15 protein-coding genes and 1 pseudogene are annotated in these 14,387 nt (G+C 71.6%); 10 read left to right on the top strand and 6 right to left on the bottom strand.

What is annotated here, in order from left to right:
- Positions 1-230 precede the first annotated feature (230 nt).
- Both Ssi02_RS37775 and Ssi02_RS37770 read left to right on the top strand, forming a co-directional pair.
- Positions 231-839, top strand: a complete 609-nt coding sequence (locus Ssi02_RS37775; protein ID WP_204033727.1) for a hypothetical protein — start codon at positions 231-233, stop codon at positions 837-839.
- Positions 840-921: 82 nt separating this feature from the next.
- On the top strand, positions 922-1,431 hold the full coding sequence (locus tag Ssi02_RS37770) for a copper chaperone PCu(A)C (protein ID WP_204033725.1): 510 nt from the start codon (positions 922-924) through the stop codon (positions 1,429-1,431).
- A gap of 12 nt (positions 1,432-1,443) precedes the next feature.
- Here the strand turns inward: Ssi02_RS37770 and Ssi02_RS37765 are convergent, their stop codons facing one another.
- Positions 1,444-2,652 (bottom strand): cytochrome P450, encoded by a 1,209-nt coding sequence (locus tag Ssi02_RS37765; RefSeq protein WP_204033724.1) that lies wholly within the window; start codon positions 2,650-2,652, stop codon positions 1,444-1,446.
- Positions 2,653-2,865: 213 nt separating this feature from the next.
- Here Ssi02_RS37765 and Ssi02_RS37760 point away from each other — a divergent pair, with 213 nt between their 5' ends.
- The 3 genes from Ssi02_RS37760 to Ssi02_RS37750 all read left to right on the top strand — a co-directional run bounded on the left by Ssi02_RS37760 (position 2,866) and on the right by Ssi02_RS37750 (position 5,698).
- Entirely contained in the window at positions 2,866-3,456 is a 591-nt protein-coding gene (locus tag Ssi02_RS37760) for a hypothetical protein (RefSeq protein WP_204033720.1), read from the top strand.
- Between the two features lie 58 nt (positions 3,457-3,514).
- Positions 3,515-4,329, top strand: a protein-coding gene (locus tag Ssi02_RS37755; RefSeq protein ID WP_373870264.1) for an IS5 family transposase whose coding sequence is annotated in 2 segments (ribosomal slippage) — positions 3,515-3,860 and positions 3,860-4,329 — 816 coding nt in all. Because the reading frame shifts where the segments join, the coding sequence is not laid out codon by codon here.
- 118 nt (positions 4,330-4,447) lie between these two features.
- A complete protein-coding gene (locus tag Ssi02_RS37750; RefSeq protein ID WP_239130391.1) occupies positions 4,448-5,698 on the top strand; it encodes a DUF2075 domain-containing protein in 1,251 nt (416 codons plus the stop codon).
- Here the strand turns inward: Ssi02_RS37750 and Ssi02_RS37745 are convergent.
- The 4 genes from Ssi02_RS37745 to Ssi02_RS37730 are packed head-to-tail and all read right to left on the bottom strand — an operon-like array spanning position 5,656 to position 9,712.
- Positions 5,656-6,012: a nucleotide pyrophosphohydrolase gene (locus Ssi02_RS37745; protein ID WP_204033708.1), complete on the bottom strand. Its 357-nt coding sequence runs from the start codon at positions 6,010-6,012 to the stop codon at positions 5,656-5,658. The two genes, Ssi02_RS37750 and Ssi02_RS37745, sit on opposite strands and share 43 nt — an antisense overlap.
- Positions 6,013-6,042: 30 nt before the next feature.
- Positions 6,043-8,727 (bottom strand): FtsX-like permease family protein, encoded by a 2,685-nt coding sequence (locus Ssi02_RS39550; RefSeq protein ID WP_204033701.1) that lies wholly within the window; start codon positions 8,725-8,727, stop codon positions 6,043-6,045.
- Positions 8,724-9,461 (bottom strand): ABC transporter ATP-binding protein, encoded by a 738-nt coding sequence (locus Ssi02_RS37735; RefSeq protein WP_204033694.1) that lies wholly within the window; start codon positions 9,459-9,461, stop codon positions 8,724-8,726. The genes Ssi02_RS39550 and Ssi02_RS37735 overlap by 4 nt, the downstream gene beginning before the upstream one ends.
- Entirely contained in the window at positions 9,458-9,712 is a 255-nt protein-coding gene (locus tag Ssi02_RS37730) for a hypothetical protein (RefSeq protein ID WP_204033687.1), read from the bottom strand. Before Ssi02_RS37730 ends, Ssi02_RS37735 begins: the two co-directional genes overlap by 4 nt.
- 110 nt (positions 9,713-9,822) lie before the next feature.
- Here Ssi02_RS37730 and Ssi02_RS37725 point away from each other — a divergent pair, with 110 nt between their 5' ends.
- From Ssi02_RS37725 to Ssi02_RS37715, 3 genes are read left to right on the top strand one after another with little or no spacing between them, the layout of a single operon-like run.
- Positions 9,823-11,055 (top strand): sensor histidine kinase, encoded by a 1,233-nt coding sequence (locus Ssi02_RS37725; protein ID WP_204033682.1) that lies wholly within the window; start codon positions 9,823-9,825, stop codon positions 11,053-11,055.
- Positions 11,043-11,681 (top strand): response regulator, encoded by a 639-nt coding sequence (locus Ssi02_RS37720; protein WP_204033681.1) that lies wholly within the window; start codon positions 11,043-11,045, stop codon positions 11,679-11,681. The genes Ssi02_RS37725 and Ssi02_RS37720 overlap by 13 nt, the downstream gene beginning before the upstream one ends.
- Positions 11,678-12,007 carry a hypothetical protein gene (locus Ssi02_RS37715; protein ID WP_204033678.1) on the top strand — a complete coding sequence of 110 codons (330 nt, stop codon included), beginning with the start codon at positions 11,678-11,680 and terminating at the stop codon, positions 12,005-12,007. The genes Ssi02_RS37720 and Ssi02_RS37715 overlap by 4 nt, the downstream gene beginning before the upstream one ends.
- 6 nt (positions 12,008-12,013) lie before the next feature.
- On the opposite strand, the gene Ssi02_RS37710 is transcribed toward Ssi02_RS37715, so the two are convergent.
- On the bottom strand, positions 12,014-12,298 hold the full coding sequence (locus Ssi02_RS37710; RefSeq protein ID WP_204033670.1) for an ArsR/SmtB family transcription factor: 285 nt from the start codon (positions 12,296-12,298) through the stop codon (positions 12,014-12,016).
- Between the two features lie 61 nt (positions 12,299-12,359).
- On the opposite strand from Ssi02_RS37710, the gene Ssi02_RS37705 reads away from it, so the two are divergent.
- Positions 12,360-13,373 carry a questin oxidase family protein gene (locus tag Ssi02_RS37705; protein ID WP_204033664.1) on the top strand — a complete coding sequence of 338 codons (1,014 nt, stop codon included), beginning with the start codon at positions 12,360-12,362 and terminating at the stop codon, positions 13,371-13,373.
- A gap of 441 nt (positions 13,374-13,814) precedes the next feature.
- Positions 13,815-14,387 (top strand): annotated as a pseudogene (locus Ssi02_RS37700) (DNA-directed RNA polymerase subunit beta); the annotation flags it as partial.

The following is a 14,387-nucleotide window of genomic DNA, read 5'->3' as shown; positions in this document are numbered from 1 at the left end:
GACCCGGTTGATCCCTCCGGGTTAAAGTGATGCCGCCACGTGAAGTGGATGTGTGCGCCGGGGCCCGAGGGCCTGCCGGTTTCGTTCGGAAAGCGTTCCTCTGCCTGTCGTCCGAGGCAGCGCACCAAGCGGTTGGCTTCTCCGTACTTTTCGATTTCTGAAATGCGCCGGGAATCGGCGGTGAAACAGCCGCGCCCTTTTCCGCTCCACCGACTTCGGGAGTGTTGACAATGAGCAGGCTCCGTACGTTCGGCATGGTTGTGGTCAGTGCGATTCTCGTGGGGGTGGCAGGTGCTCCCCCCGCCTCGGCCGACCCCGCCTCGGCCGACCCCGGCGAGGTCCGCCAGGGCGTCGTCGACGCGGCCAAGTCCGCCCCCGCGCTCGACGAGCGGAGCTTGGCGCGGGCGCAGGCCGAGGTGGTGGCGGCGGTGAAGGAGCGCCGGGCGTCCACCTCCGCCAGGGTCGTCTGCTACCGGGCGCATGTGCAGGACATCGGCTGGCAGAGCGTGCGGTGCGACGGCCAGGTCGCGGGCACCACGGGGCAGAGCCGCCGCCTGGAGGCGCTGACCGTCGCGGTGTCCATCGACGTCGGCGGGGTCTGCTACCAGGCGCACGTGCAGGACATCGGCTGGCAGAGCGTGCGCTGCAACGGCCAGGTCGCCGGCACCACCGGGCAGAGCCTGCGGCTGGAGGCTCTCGCGATCGCGGTGAGCAGCGGCAACATCTGCTACCGGGCGCATGTGCAGGACATCGGCTGGCAGAGCGTGCGCTGCAACGGCCAGGTCGCCGGGACGACGGGGCAGAGCCTGCGGCTGGAGGCCATCTCCATCACGGTGTAGCCGGAAACAGTGTTTGACGTGCGGAAACGCTACGCTCTGAGATATGAGTGTCACTCTCGGTGTTCGCGGTGTTTCGCGGCGTGTGCTTCTGCTCGGACTCGTCGGCGCCTCCGCGGGGTGTGCGCCCTTCCCCTCGCAGGAGGCGCCGCTGTCGCCGGAGGGAGCGAAGGTTTCCCAAGGGCTGCTGCTCCTGCAGAACGTGTCGGTGCTGGGCCCCGTGCCGACCCAGACCCTCCCCGCGGGGGCTTCCGCGCCCGTCTACTTCATGGTGATCAACAAGAGCGGCGCTCCGGACACGCTGGTCGCGATGAGCGCGCCCGGGGTCGCCGCGTCGGTTGAGTTGTCCAAGGCGCCGGTCGCCGTCCCCGCCCACTCGTCGGTGTGGGTGGGCGGCGGCGTCACGGCCACCTTGAAGGGGCTGACGAGCCCGCTTCAGGTGGGGCAGTTCGTCACGGTGCGGACGCGTTTCGAGAAGGCAGGCGAGATCGTGGTGCCCGACGTGCCCGTGCAGCCAGCCTCCTACGCCTCGACGCTGCCGAGCCGGCCGCCCAGCCCGCCGCCGAGCCGGCCGCCCAGCCCGCTGCCGAGCTGACCGCGCGCCGGTTCACCAGCGCACGGGCAGCCGCGATAGCCCGCCGACGATGAGCCCCTCCAGCGGTTCGATCTCCTCGACGGGTACGGCGAGAGCCAGGCCGGGCAGCCGCCGCAGCAGCACGGCGAGTGCCGTCTGGAGCTCGGTGCGGGCCAGCGCCTGCCCCAGGCACGAGTACACACCGGTGCCGAAGGCCAGGTGGCCGTTGGGCCACCTGCTGAGGTCCATCGTGCCGGCCCGCTCGAAGACGCCTTCGTCGCGGTTGGCCGCCGCCGTGTTGCACACCACCGTGGTGCCCGCCGGCAGCCTCTCCCCCGCCACCTCGGCCTCCTCCGACAGGTAGCGCGGCAGCCCGAACCCGGCGTTGGCGTCGAACCGCAGCGCCTCCTCCACCGCGTTGCCCACCAGGCCGGGGTCGTCCAGCAGCGCCTGCCAGCGGGTGCGGTCGTGCAGCAGCATCGCGACCATCTTCGCGATCATGTTGCTGGTGGTCTCGTGCCCCGCGACCAGCAGGCCCTGGCCGGTCACCATCAGCTGCCCCTCGGTGAGCCGCCCATCGCCGGCGTCGACGACGTGGATCAGATCGCTGAGCAGGTCGTCCCCCGGGTTCTCCCGCTTTTCCCGGATGTGCCGGACAAAGTAGCCGGCGAACTCGGCCTGAGCGGCGTCTATCTCCGCCTGCGAGTAGCGGTTCATGTTCAGCAGCGTCTCCGACCAGAGGGCCAGGCGGCCCCGCTCGTCGTCCGGCACCCCGAGCAGGTCGCAGATCACCCACACCGGCAGCGGGAAGGCGAATCCGCTGCGCAGATCCCCCGGCGGCCCCGCGGCCACCAGGTCGTCCACGAGGCGCTCCGCCATCGCCTCGATCCGCGGCCGCATCGACGCGATGCGCCGGGCGCTGAACGACCTCGCCACCAGCCGCCGCCACCGCTGATGCGCCGGCCCCTGGTCGAGCCCCTCGGTGGGCAACTCGGAGCCGAAGACTCCGCCCGACTCGTTCTCGGTCACCCGTGCCGCGTCGTCCGCGGTCAACCGGCGCCCGAAGCGCGGGTCGGCGAGGACGCGCTTGACGTCGTCGTAGCGCGTCACGAGCTTCGCCAGGTCGCCGCTGGGCAACCGTACGGAGGTGACCGGACACTCCTGCCGTAGCTCCGTCCACTCCGCCGGCGGCTCCAACACGCCGGGCAGACGGAACGGATAGTTGTGAACTCCCTCAGCCATGTGCGCCTCCTTGCCGGTTGAAAGCCCACCTCAACTGGTTCGTTCCCGCCTTTGCCCGTCACCCACCCGTCAGCCCGGGTTTCCCGGGCGGAGCCGCGCGGGCTGCACCCTCCCGGTAGATCGCTGTAATCTCTCGGGCTATTGGTGATGCGGCCCGACGGGCTTCCGCCGATCCTCTGATCGCGGACACGCCCCCATCCCGCACGAGTCTTCGTGCTGCCTGGGGGTTGGTTCGTGGCGGTCTTCCGGCTGTCCGCAGAGAGTCTGGTCCAGCTCGTGTCAGAATCGGTCCCCGAACGCGTGCTCAGTGGCGTCCTGGCCGACAACCTCCGCGCCAGGGGGCTCACCGCCTCGGCCGGCGAGCGCCGCTCCTGGGACCGTAGCCTGCCTCTGCTGGCCCGCGACCTGGTCGAGGCCGGTCTGGGCGGTGTCGAGATGCTGATCGAATATCAGCTGCCCCTCACCAGCAAGCGGGCCGACGTGGTCCTCGCGGGGGTCGACCGGCGCACCGGCGGCGACGCCTACGTCATCGTCGAACTCAAGCAGTGGGGCCAGGCCGAACTCTACGAGGACCACCCCGGCATGGTCCTGGTTCCCGCCATGTCCCACCGCCCCAAGCTGCACCCCGTGCTGCAGGTGAGCGGATATTGCGACTATCTCGCCGACTTCGCAGGCGCCGTGGCGGAGCACCGGGACGCGGTGCGCGGAGTGGCCTATCTGCACAACGCGGCCGATCCCGACGTCCACCACCTCTTCGACCACGTGCAGGACGAACGCACCCGCCTGTTCACTAAGTGCTCCTAACAGAATGATCTCTGTTGTGGTTTGATCTCTCGCTGTAACGGGGCGAGAGGAGTTGCAGGTGGCGAAGCCCAAGCCGTGGGAGGTCGGCGACGAGTTATGGGCGGTCGTCGAACCGCTGCTGCCCAGGCACCAGCGCCGGGTGCGCCATCCCGGACGCAAGCGCCTGGACGACCGCTTGGTCCTGCAGGGCATCCTCTTCGTCCTGCACACCGGCATCTCCTGGGAGCACCTGCCGCAGGAACTGGGCTACGGCTCGGGCATGACCTGCTGGAGGCGTCTTGCAGAGTGGCAGAGGGCCGGGGTCCGGCAGCGCCTGCACGAGGTGCTCCTGGACCGCCTCCGGGCTGCCGACGCGCTCGACTTCTCCCGTGCTGCCGTGGACTCCTCCCACGTCAGAGCGCTAAAAGGGGGGCGCAGACCGGCCCGAGTCCGGTCGACCGGGCCCGGGCGGGCAGCAAGCACCACCTGATCACCGACGCCACGGGCATCCCCCTCGCGGTCATCGTGACGGGCGGCAACCGCAACGACGTCACCCAGCTGCTGCCGCTGCTGGAGGCGATCCCGCCTGTGCGGGGGAAGCCCGGCCGGCCCCGCCGGCGGCCCGACGCGGTACTCGCCGACCGGGGCTACGACCACGACAAGTACCGCAGGCTGGTCCGGGACCTGGGTATCCAACCGCTGATCGCGCGCCGGGGCGCCGAGCACGGCTCCGGCCTCGGCAGGCAGCGGTGGGTTGTCGAACGGGCCTTCGCCCTGCTGCACCACTTCCGACGGCTTCGGATCCGATGGGAGGTCCGCGTGGACATCCACCAGGCATTCCTCAGTCTTGGCTGTGCCCTGATCTGCTGGCGCCGCCTCAACTCATTGCGTTAGCAGCTCTAAGACCCGGCGCGGCCAGTTCCTCGACTATCTGCGGGCGCAGTTCGCCCCCGCGCTTGGGGCGGCGGCGGGCGACCGGCTGCTGGCCGGTGCCGTACGGCCCTCCAAGCAGTTGCTCAAGCTGGCGGCCGAGGAGCTTCGCAACCGGGATCAGTTCGTGCTGCTGGCCGAGCAAAGGCTGGCCTACGAGCTGGTGCTGCACGCGGTGGAACGTGCCCGCGCGGCCGACGCCAAGGAGGTGGTGGTCGTGACCGGCGGGCCCGGCTCCGGTAAGAGCGTCGTCGCGCTGTCGGTGTTAGCCGAGGTGGCGCGGCGCGGCCACGCCGCCTTGCACGCCACGGGGTCGCGGTCGTTCACCGAGACGCTGCGCCGCCACGTGGCCCGCGGTTCGACCCGCACCAAGGCGCTGTTCAAATATTTCAACAACTTTATGGCCGCCGCTCGCAATGAGCTGGACATGCTGGTCTGCGACGAGGCCCACCGCATCCGCGAGACCTCCGCCAACCGCTACACCAGGGCGGTGGACCGCACCGGCCGTCCCCAGGTCGACGAGCTGATCGCCGCCGCCCGGGTGCCGGTCTTCCTTCTGGACGAGCATCAGGTGGTGCGCCCTGGTGAGACCGGTACGGTGGCCGCCATCGTGGACCACGCGAGCTCCCTCGGCCTGAGGGTGCGCCAGGTCGATCTGGACGGCCAGTTCCGGTGCGGGGGCAGCCGCAAATACGAGGAGTGGGTGCTGCGCCTCCTCGGCCTGGACGGCGGCGAGCCGCAGGCGTGGACGGGGGACGACCATTTCGACGTCACCCTCGCCGAGTCGCCGCACGAACTGGAGGCGATGCTGCGGGCGCGGCTGGAGGCGGGATATTCGGCCCGCATGACCGCGGGGTTCTGCTGGCGGTGGAGCAAGCCGAACGCCGACGACACCCTGGTCGCCGACGTCCGCGTCGGCGACTGGGCCAAACCGTGGAACGTCAAGGACGACCGCGCCGTGGGGCAGGCCCCGCCGAGCGCCCTGTGGGCCACCCAGGCCGGCGGGTTCGAGCAGGTGGGCTGCGTCTACACCGCCCAGGGGTTCGAATACGACTGGAGCGGTGTGATCATCGGTCCCGACCTGATCTACCGGGACGGCAGGCTGATCACCGACAGGACCGCCAGCAGGGATCCGGAGCTGAGCCGGAGGGGTGTCGGCGACGAGCGGGCCGACCGGCTGATCCGCAACACCTACAAGGTGCTGCTGACCCGCGGCATGATGGGCACCGCGGTCTACTCGGCCGACCCGCGGACGCAGGAGTTTCTCGCCACGCTGCTGGAGGCGGCGCGTCAGGGCGGCAGCGGCGGCGCCTTGCGGGCCGAGCCGCGGTAGACGTCGGGGTCGTAGCGGCGGTCGCTCTCGTCGAGTTTGGCGTGGGCGGCCTCGACCAGGTCGACGCCGAGCACGTCGGCGAGGCGGGTGAGGTAGACGGTCACGTCGCCGAGTTCGGCGCGGACCCTGGCCAGGGCAGTGGCGTCGAGGTCCAGGGCCTCGGCGGGGGTCAGCCACTGAAACTCCGCGACCAGCTCCCCCACCTCGCCCGACAGCGCCATCACCAGGTTCTTCGGGGTGTGGAACCGCTCCCAGTCGCGCACCCGCGCGAACTCCCGCAGCCGCGCGGCCAGGTCCTCAAGCTCTGATGTCACGACTGCACACCCTCCCACACCCGCCCGCCGTCAGGCGCGCCTGATGAGCCGCCGCGCGGTCAGGTCGAAGGCGAGCCACACGACGACGCAGACGACGGCGACCGCTGCGGGCACGAGCCAGAGCGGCCCGGCGGGCCAGGGGCGGCCAAGGAAGCCGATGCCGAGCAGGACCAGCGGCACGGCGCTCATGGCGAGCCCGGCGAGGGAGGCGGTGAGGGCGATCAGCAGCGCCTCCCAGCGGATCATGGCGGTGAGCTGCCGCGGCGTGGCGCCGAGCCGTTTGATCGCGGTGAGCTCGGGGCCGCGGGCGGCGGTGGTGGCGACGAGCCGGTTGGCGACAGAGACGAGGACATACCCGAGGAGTACGCCGAGCACTGCGACGTTGATCCACAACTGGGAGGAGGTACGGCCGGCCTGCGGCGAGTCGCTGTCGGCGGCGATGCCGAGGCCGGGCCAGTGGCCGGTGAGCCGGTCGAGCGGGGCGTCGCCGCGCACCAGCACGGTGCTGTCGAGGCCGGTCGTGGTGTGGCCGGCCACCAGGTCGCGCGACAGGACGACCGGACCGAGTCCGAGGACGCGGCTGTAGGTCGCGACGACGCGCGCCTTGACCTCGGCGCCGTCGCCGAGGACCAGGGTGCGCCGGTCGCCGACGTCGCCGGAGCGGTCGTCGACGGCGACCGCGGCGCCCTTGAGGTCGGCCAGGCTGCCGCCGGTGACGCCGAGGTCGACGACGGCTCCGGCGTCGGGGCCGAGCACCGCCGCCGGCTGTGCCTGGAGCCCCCCGTCGCCGAAGGGGCTGGTGAGGATGGTGGTGGTGGAGGTCGCGACGGCGGCGGTGACGCCCGGGAGGCGGCGCACGTCGTCCATCAGGCCGTCGGGGATGCCGCCGTAGGCGGGCGCGGTGACGACGGCGTCGGCCTTGAGGATCTCGGCCGTCTCCTCGTCGGTGGCCCGCATCACGGTGGTGTGGCTGAGCGAGATGCTGGTGGTCAGGGTGACGGCCATGCCGAGGGCGGCGATCGCGCCGGCGGTCCGCAGCGCGTAGCCGCGGGTGTTGGACACCGCGAGCCAGAGCGGCGCGGGCACGTGCGCGGGAAGGCGCCGGGCCAGCAGCCCGGTGGCGCCCTGCACGAGCCTCGGCCCGGCCAGGGCCAGGCCGATCACCGACACGAGGGCGGCGGTGCCGGGGCCGACGACGGCGATCTCGCCGCGGATGTACAGCGGCGGTGTCGCCAGCAGCAGGGACGCCCCGATGAGCAGCAGGCCGCTCCGGTAGCGCACGGACGACGGGGTGCGCGGCTCGGCTGCCGACTCGCGCACGGCGGACACGGCCGGCATCCTCGACGCCGGCAGCGAGGTGGCCCAGGCCGACACCCGCACCACCCCGAGCAGCAGCAGCGCGGCGGCCACGGCGGGCAGCGGGCTGTAGCTGAGCGGCATCCGCTCCGGCAGCATGCCGAGGTGCACCAGCAGTTCCCCGAACCACCCCGCCAGCGCATAGCCGGCCGCCGCACCGGGCAGGAGCGCGGCGAGCGCCGCCGTCATGCCCTGTACGGCGACGAGCCCGCGCACCTGGCGCGGGGTCGCGCCGGCGGCGCGCAGCAGCGCCAGTTCGCGACGCTGCCGGGTGATGGACAGCGAGATGCCGCCGCCGACGACGAAACCGACGATCAGCAGGCTGATGCCGCCGATCGAGGTCGGCAGTGCGATGAGCATCGAGCGGGCGGCAGCCGTACCTGGGGATTCGGCGTCGCCCTTGGCGGATCCGGTGCTGACGACGTAGTCGTCGCCGAGCCGCCGCTCGACGGCCTCGGCGAGGGCGCCCGGGCCGGTGCCGGGCGCGGCGCGCAGCCCGATGAGGTCGACGGTGCCCGCCCGCGGCCCGCCGGTCCGGCCGGCGAGCTCGGCGGCGGTCCGGTCGGCGAACCAGAGCGCGGGTGCGCCGGGGGTGTCCACGATCGCGGTGACGCGGTAGACGGCACGTTTGCCGGCTGCGACCACCTCGACGTCGGTGCCACGCCGTACGGCATGAGCCGCCGAGACCGCCACCTCGTCCGCGGCCCGCGGCGCACTGCCTATGACCTTCGCCCCGCGCACCAAGGCGACCGAGGCCCACCCGTGACCGGTGCCGCCCACGACCTTGGCAGTGGGGGCGGCGGATGCGGAGGGGCCGGTCACGGCCTTGGCGCCGTGCTCGCCGGTCTGGGCGGCGGATGTGGAGGCGGCGGCTGCGAGGGTGGCGTCCGAGGCGCCGTTCACGGTCTTGGCGCCGTGCTCGCCGGTTTCCAAGGTGCCGCGGCCCGTGCGGGCGGCCGATGTGGTGTCCGGGGCGCCGCCGGCTGCGCGGGTGCCGGAGGTTTCGCCTGTGGCCCCCGCCCGGGTGGTGCCGGGGGCGGCGGAGAGGAGGGCGGTGGGGAAGGTCACGTCGCCGGTTGCGGTGGCGACGCCGGGGAGTGCGGTGAGGTCGTCGATCAGTTTGGCGGGGACGACGGCGCGTTCGGGGAGGCCGATCGGCAGGCTTTCCGGCTCCCAGTGGCTCTGCGGAGCCGAGACCAGGACGTCGGCGCCGGTGAGCCGCTGGTCGGTGATGCTCGACCGCAGCCCGGACTCGATGATCACGCCGGTGCCGGTGACCAGGGCCATGCCGCCGAACACCGCGAAGAACGCCACGACGAGCCCGCCGAGGCCGGACATGGCCAGTGCGGTCCTGATCACTGTGCGCCCCCGAAGGCGGGGCGCTTGGCGAGTCCGGTGAGGCGGGCGGCGAGGTCGTCCGCCGTGGGCTCGGGGAGCACGTCGACGAGCCGCCCGTCCGCCATGACCAGCGCGTCGTGGGCGCGGGCCGCGGCGGCGGGGTCGTGGGTGACCATGACGACGGTCTGGCCGAGGTCGTCCACGAGGGACCGCAGCAGGTCCAGCACCTGGGAGGCGCTGCGCAGGTCGAGGGCGCCCGTGGGTTCGTCGGCGAAGATCACGTCGGGCCGGGCGGCGAGGGCGCGCACGATGGCGGCGCGTTGTTGCTGGCCGCCGGACAGTTCGGCGGGGCGGCGGCGCAGGTGGTCCTGCAGGCCGACGCGTTCGACGAGTTCGGTGATCCACGGGCGGTCGGGGCGTTTGCCGGCCAGGCGCAGGGACAGGGTCAGGTTCTCCTCGACGCTGATGGCGGGGAGCAGGTTGTAGGACTGGAAGACGAAGCCGATGTGTTCACGTCGCAGGATGGTGCGTTTGGTCTCGTTGAGGGTGCCGACGTCCACGCCGCCGATGACGACGGACCCGGAGGTGGGCAGGTCGAGCGCGGCGGCGCACTGGATAAGGGTGCTCTTGCCGGAGCCGGAGGGCCCCATGACGGCCACGAAGCGGCCTCGCGGGAAACCGAGGGAGACGTCGTCGAGGGCGGTCAGCTCGCCGTATCTCTTGGTTACTCCGGTGAGGGTGACGACGTGGTTCATGCCCCACGTCCGCGGAAGTGGTGGATGATCAGGGCGGCGATGCAGGCGACGGAGACGACGCCGGCGCCCATGCCGAGCGGTGAGATGCCGTCGCCGAGGTTGTTGGCGATCACGTTGACCACGGCGCTCACCATCAGGACGACCCAGAGCACGGCACGCAGTACGGCGCCGCCCGGCCGAGGTGGGCGGGAGGAACGAGGAGGGGCGGCGCGGGAGGTGTCGTCGCGGCTGATGCGGTAGGGGTCGTTCATGGTCATAAACCCTAGAAGTCCGCCTGACCTGCGGAAATCCCGCACACTGCCGTGGCCGCGGTATAGCAGGCTGGAATGTTATGCCTTGTCCGGCACATTAGGCTGGCGGCATGTTGCGGGGTGCTTTTGAGAATCTTGAGCGCCTGGCAGGGGGGCTCGGCACCGCCTTCATGGCACTCATCACCCTGGTCGCCTGGATCCTCGTCGGCGCCGCCTGCCTGCTCGGCGTCGGCCTGCTGCTGGTGCCGCTCATGGTCGCGGTGACCAGGAGCGTCGCCGAGCGGGAGCGTGCGCGGCTGCACCGGCTGGGCGTCGAGATCGTGACCCCCTACCTGCTGCCGAGGGAACGGGTGCCCGGCGACTGGCGGGGCGCCATGCGCGCCGCCCGCGCCGATCTCGCCACCATGCGCGATCTGAGGTGGCTCGCCGTGCACGCCACGCTGGGGTTCCTCGTCGGCGTCCTCGGCGTGCTGATGCCGGTCTCGGCGCTGCGCGAGATCACCTACCCGTTGTGGTGGAACCTGCTGCCGAAGCACATGCAGACGACCAACTTCAGCATCCCGGTGACCACGTGGCCGGCCGCGATCGCCACCTCGTTCGTCGGGTTCGGCGTGCTGATCGGCCTGCTGTGGCTGCTGCCCCGGCTGGCGCGCCTGCAGGCCCGCCCGGCTCTGGCGCTGCTGGCCCCGCACCCGTCGATCGACCTGTCGGAGCGGGTGGCCCGGCTCACCGAGACGCGGGCGGGGGCGCTGCGGGCGCACGCCGCCGAGCTGCGCAGGATCGAGCGTTCGCTGCACGACGGGGCGCAGAACCGGCTGATGGCGGTGGTGGTCACGGTGGCGGCGGCCAAGAGGGCGCTGGCCAGGGATCCGGCTCGTGCCGTACACGCCATGGACCGGGCGCAGGCGGCGGCCGAGCAGGCGCTGGCGGAGCTGCGCGGGGTGGTGCGCGGGATCCTGCCGCCCATCCTGGCCGACCGGGGGTTGTCGGGGGCCTTGGACGCGGTGGCGGCGGGGTGCTCGGTGCCGTGCTCGTTGACGGTGGGCGGGCTTGGGCACATGCCGCTGTCGGTGGAGACCACCGCCTACTTCACGGTGGCCGAGGCGCTGACGAACGTATCGCGGCACAGCGGCGCGAGGCGCGCCGAGGTGGAGGTCGCGCGGATGGGGGCGACGCTGCGCATCGTGGTGCGCGACGACGGCAAGGGCGGAGCGCGTGAGGAGAGCGGGTCGGGACTCGCGGGCATCCGGCGCCGGGTGGAGGCGCTTGACGGGACGATGGCACTGAGCAGCCCCGAAGGGGGGCCGACCGTGATCGAGGTGGAGTTGCCGTGCGAGTCGTGATCGCCGAGGACGACGCGCTGCTGCGCGAGGGCCTGGTGCTGCTGCTGTCCGGGGAGGGCTTCGACGTGGTCGCGGCGGCGGGCGACCCCGCCGCCTTCCTGGCCGCCGTCGGTGAGCACCGGCCGGACGTGGCGGTGGTCGATGTGCGCATGCCCCCCACGCACACCGATGAGGGCATCAGAGCGGCGGTGAAGGCCAAGAGGCTGCATCCGGAGCTGGCGGTGCTGGTGTTGTCGGCCTACGTCGAGCAGGCGTTCGCCACCGACCTGCTGGCCGGGGGCACGGCGGGCATCGGCTACTTGCTGAAGGAGCGGGTCGGCAAGGTCGAGGAGTTCCTCTCGGCCCTGGCCCGGGTGGCCGAGGGCGGCACCGCGATCGACCCGGACGTGGTGGCCCAGCTCTTCGCCCGCCGCCGGGACCCGCTCGACCGGCTCACCGCCCGTGAACGCGAGGTGCTGGCGCTGATGGCCGAGGGCCTCGGCAACGTGGCGATCGCCGAGCGTCTGGTGGTGAGCGACGGCGCGGTCCACAAGCACATCCGCAGCATCTTCGCCAAGCTGGACCTGACCCAGAGCGACCGCGTGGACCGCCGGGTCGCGGCGGTGCTGCACTATCTCGGCGTGTGACGCCCCTGCCGCTGCGCCGGGCGGCAGGCGTCGCGGGCCGCGTGGAGTTCGTCGCCACCGTCGCCGGTGAGGGTGCCGCGCCTGCGGCGATGCCCGAGTCGGCCCGGATGCCGCCCGAGGCGCTGGAGACGATGGGCCGCATCCAGGGCAACCTCGATTACTTCTCGCATGTGCTGCTGCCGGTGTTGCGCTTCGAGCCCGACGTCGCCGCGTTGCGGACGGTACGGCGGAGCCGGCGGTTGCCGAACTCCTCGTACGGCTGTGGGCGGCCGGCGCCTCGTCCCCGGCGGATGACCGGCTTGCGGCCGAGTCACCTCGGCGCGTGAGGCGGGTCAGCGGACGCTGAGGCCGCGGGCCAGGCCGCCGAGCAGGCCGGCCAGATCGGTCAGGGATTCGGGCACCAGCGAGTAGCACACCGTCGTCCCCTCGCGCCGCGTGGTCACCAGTCCCGCCTCGCGCAGAACCTTGAGGTGGGCCGAGACGGTGGGCTGGCTGACGGCGAAGTCGTCGGTGAAGTCGCAGGCGCAGATGTCGGGCTCGGCGGCCAGCCTGCGCACGATGCCGAGCCGCACCGGGTGGGCGAGCGCCCGCAGCACGTCGATCTCTCTGTCGGACATGTGGACAGCATATCGCCTCCGGTCTATATTGAGTTTTCTCTATATAGATGGGAGACGATGCATGTCCAAGCTCGACGAGGCATTGACACGGCTCGCGCGCACCGGGCCGGAATACGGCGCCGGCCTGTCCAACCACGGCCCGATGGTCGCCGAGGCACTCGTACGCCTCGGGGCGGCCGACCTCGTTCCCGCCTGGGTGACCGGCTACCTGCCGGACCTGAACGCCCCGCCAGGGAGCGGCGGCCGTCTCGCCGGCTGGCGTGAGGCGCTCGGCGACATGAGGCGGTTGCCCGACTGGACCCGGCACTTCACGGAGGAGCTGGCCGGGGCGCCCTGGCGTGAGGTGCTGGCGACCTGGTGGCCGCGGTTGACGCCCGGGATGGCGGCGGGGGCGACTCACGGCGTCATCCGTACGGCTCATGCCGTACGGTCGCTCGCCGAAAGTGAGAGCGGGCCCCGGCGGACCGAGCTGGCGCATGCGCTCGCCTACTGGGCGGCGGGTTATGCGGAGGTGCCCGGCCGGGGGCCCGGCACCGGAGTGCTTTCCGCGGACCGGGCCCTGGCGGCGTTGCCCGCGCTGGACGTCGAGCCGCGCTCGCTCATCGTGGAGCATCTCGGCAATCTGCGGGACGTGCCGGAGTTTCCCGCCGCGGTCGGGGCGCTCCGCCCGCCGGGGGATGTGCGGGCGGACCTGGCCGAGCTGGTGCGCGTGTTCGCCCGGCGATTCCTCACCCACGGCAGGCACCAGCCGATCACGCTGATCCACACGGTCACCGCGCCCGCGGCGGTCGCCTCCGTCCTGGAGGAGTTGCCGCGGTCGTTGTGGCGGCCGACCTACGACGCCCTGTGGCAGGTGGGGGCGGCGCTGGTCAGCGGTTACTCGCGTGGCGCGGTGCCCGAGCCGGTGCCGGACACCGAGCCGGACTCGCCCGCGGAGCTCGCGCGGCGCGCGGCGGAGACGGGCGAGGCGCACGCGATCAAGATGACCGAGGCTAGCCTGCGCGCCCACGCGGCCACCGGGGACCCGCTCTTCCTCCACGCGGCCGGGCGGGCGGTCGAGCTGCTGCACCGGTGATGTGATGTCCGGTTCGTTTCCGACGGGGGCAACGAACCGGTCTGGAAGGTCGACGCCGGGTTCGGGTACGGCGCGGCCCTGCCGCCCGGCTCCTCCGCTGGCGAAGACGACACTGTGAGGGCGGGGGCCCGCTTGAAAACCGGAAGGGCCGGCGGGAAGCTGGTGGGCGTCGCCCGGGCACGTCGTCTGCGGGGCTTCGCCGTACACCTCCGCCTTGGTGGTGTTCCCGCCGGGCATGTGGCGTTGAGTTGACGAGTTCACCTGCCTGTGTCATCCTTATGCCAGGCAGCGAGGTTGACATTCAACTTACGGTGTAGGCATACTTGCAAGTTTTGCGATATGCTGCTTGTTCGCGCTGCCTTGCGACGCCCTGGGTTTTTTGCCAGGGCGTTTGGCGTGCGCGCAGTTCAACTCCATCCGTGCTCTTCGGAAGGACGCCTGTTGGCAGCCTCGCGCAACGCTTCCGCCATACCCTCCGGCCCCCGCCGTGTCTCCTTCTCACGCATCCAGGAGCCTCTCGAAGTCCCCGACCTTCTCGCCCTGCAGACCGAGTCGTTCGACTGGCTGCTTGGAAACGACAAGTGGAAGGCGCGGGTCGAGGCGGCCCGCCAGGCCGGGCGCAAGGACGTCCCGGGCCAGTCGGGTCTTGAGGAGATCTTCGAGGAGATCAGTCCCATCGAGGACTTCTCGGGGACCATGTCCTTGTCGTTTCGCGACCACCGGTTCGAGCCGCCCAAGTACTCGGTCGACGAGTGCAAAGACAAGGACATGACCTACGCCGCCCCGATGTTCGTGACGGCGGAGTTCATCAACAACCAGACCGGTGAGATCAAGAGCCAGACGGTCTTCATGGGCGACTTCCCGCTCATGACGCCGAAAGGCACTTTCATCATCAACGGCACCGAGCGTGTCGTGGTCTCCCAGCTCGTTCGTTCGCCCGGTGTCTACTTCGACCGCAGCATCGACAAGACCTCGGACAAGGACCTTTTCGGGTGCAAGGTCATTCCCTCCAGA

Origin of the sequence: Sinosporangium siamense (genome assembly GCF_016863435.1) — a bacterium.
Lineage (GTDB): Bacteria > Actinomycetota > Actinomycetes > Streptosporangiales > Streptosporangiaceae > Sinosporangium > Sinosporangium siamense.
Note: the sequence above shows the minus strand (reverse complement) of the source record. Positions and strands in the feature narration are given on the sequence as shown.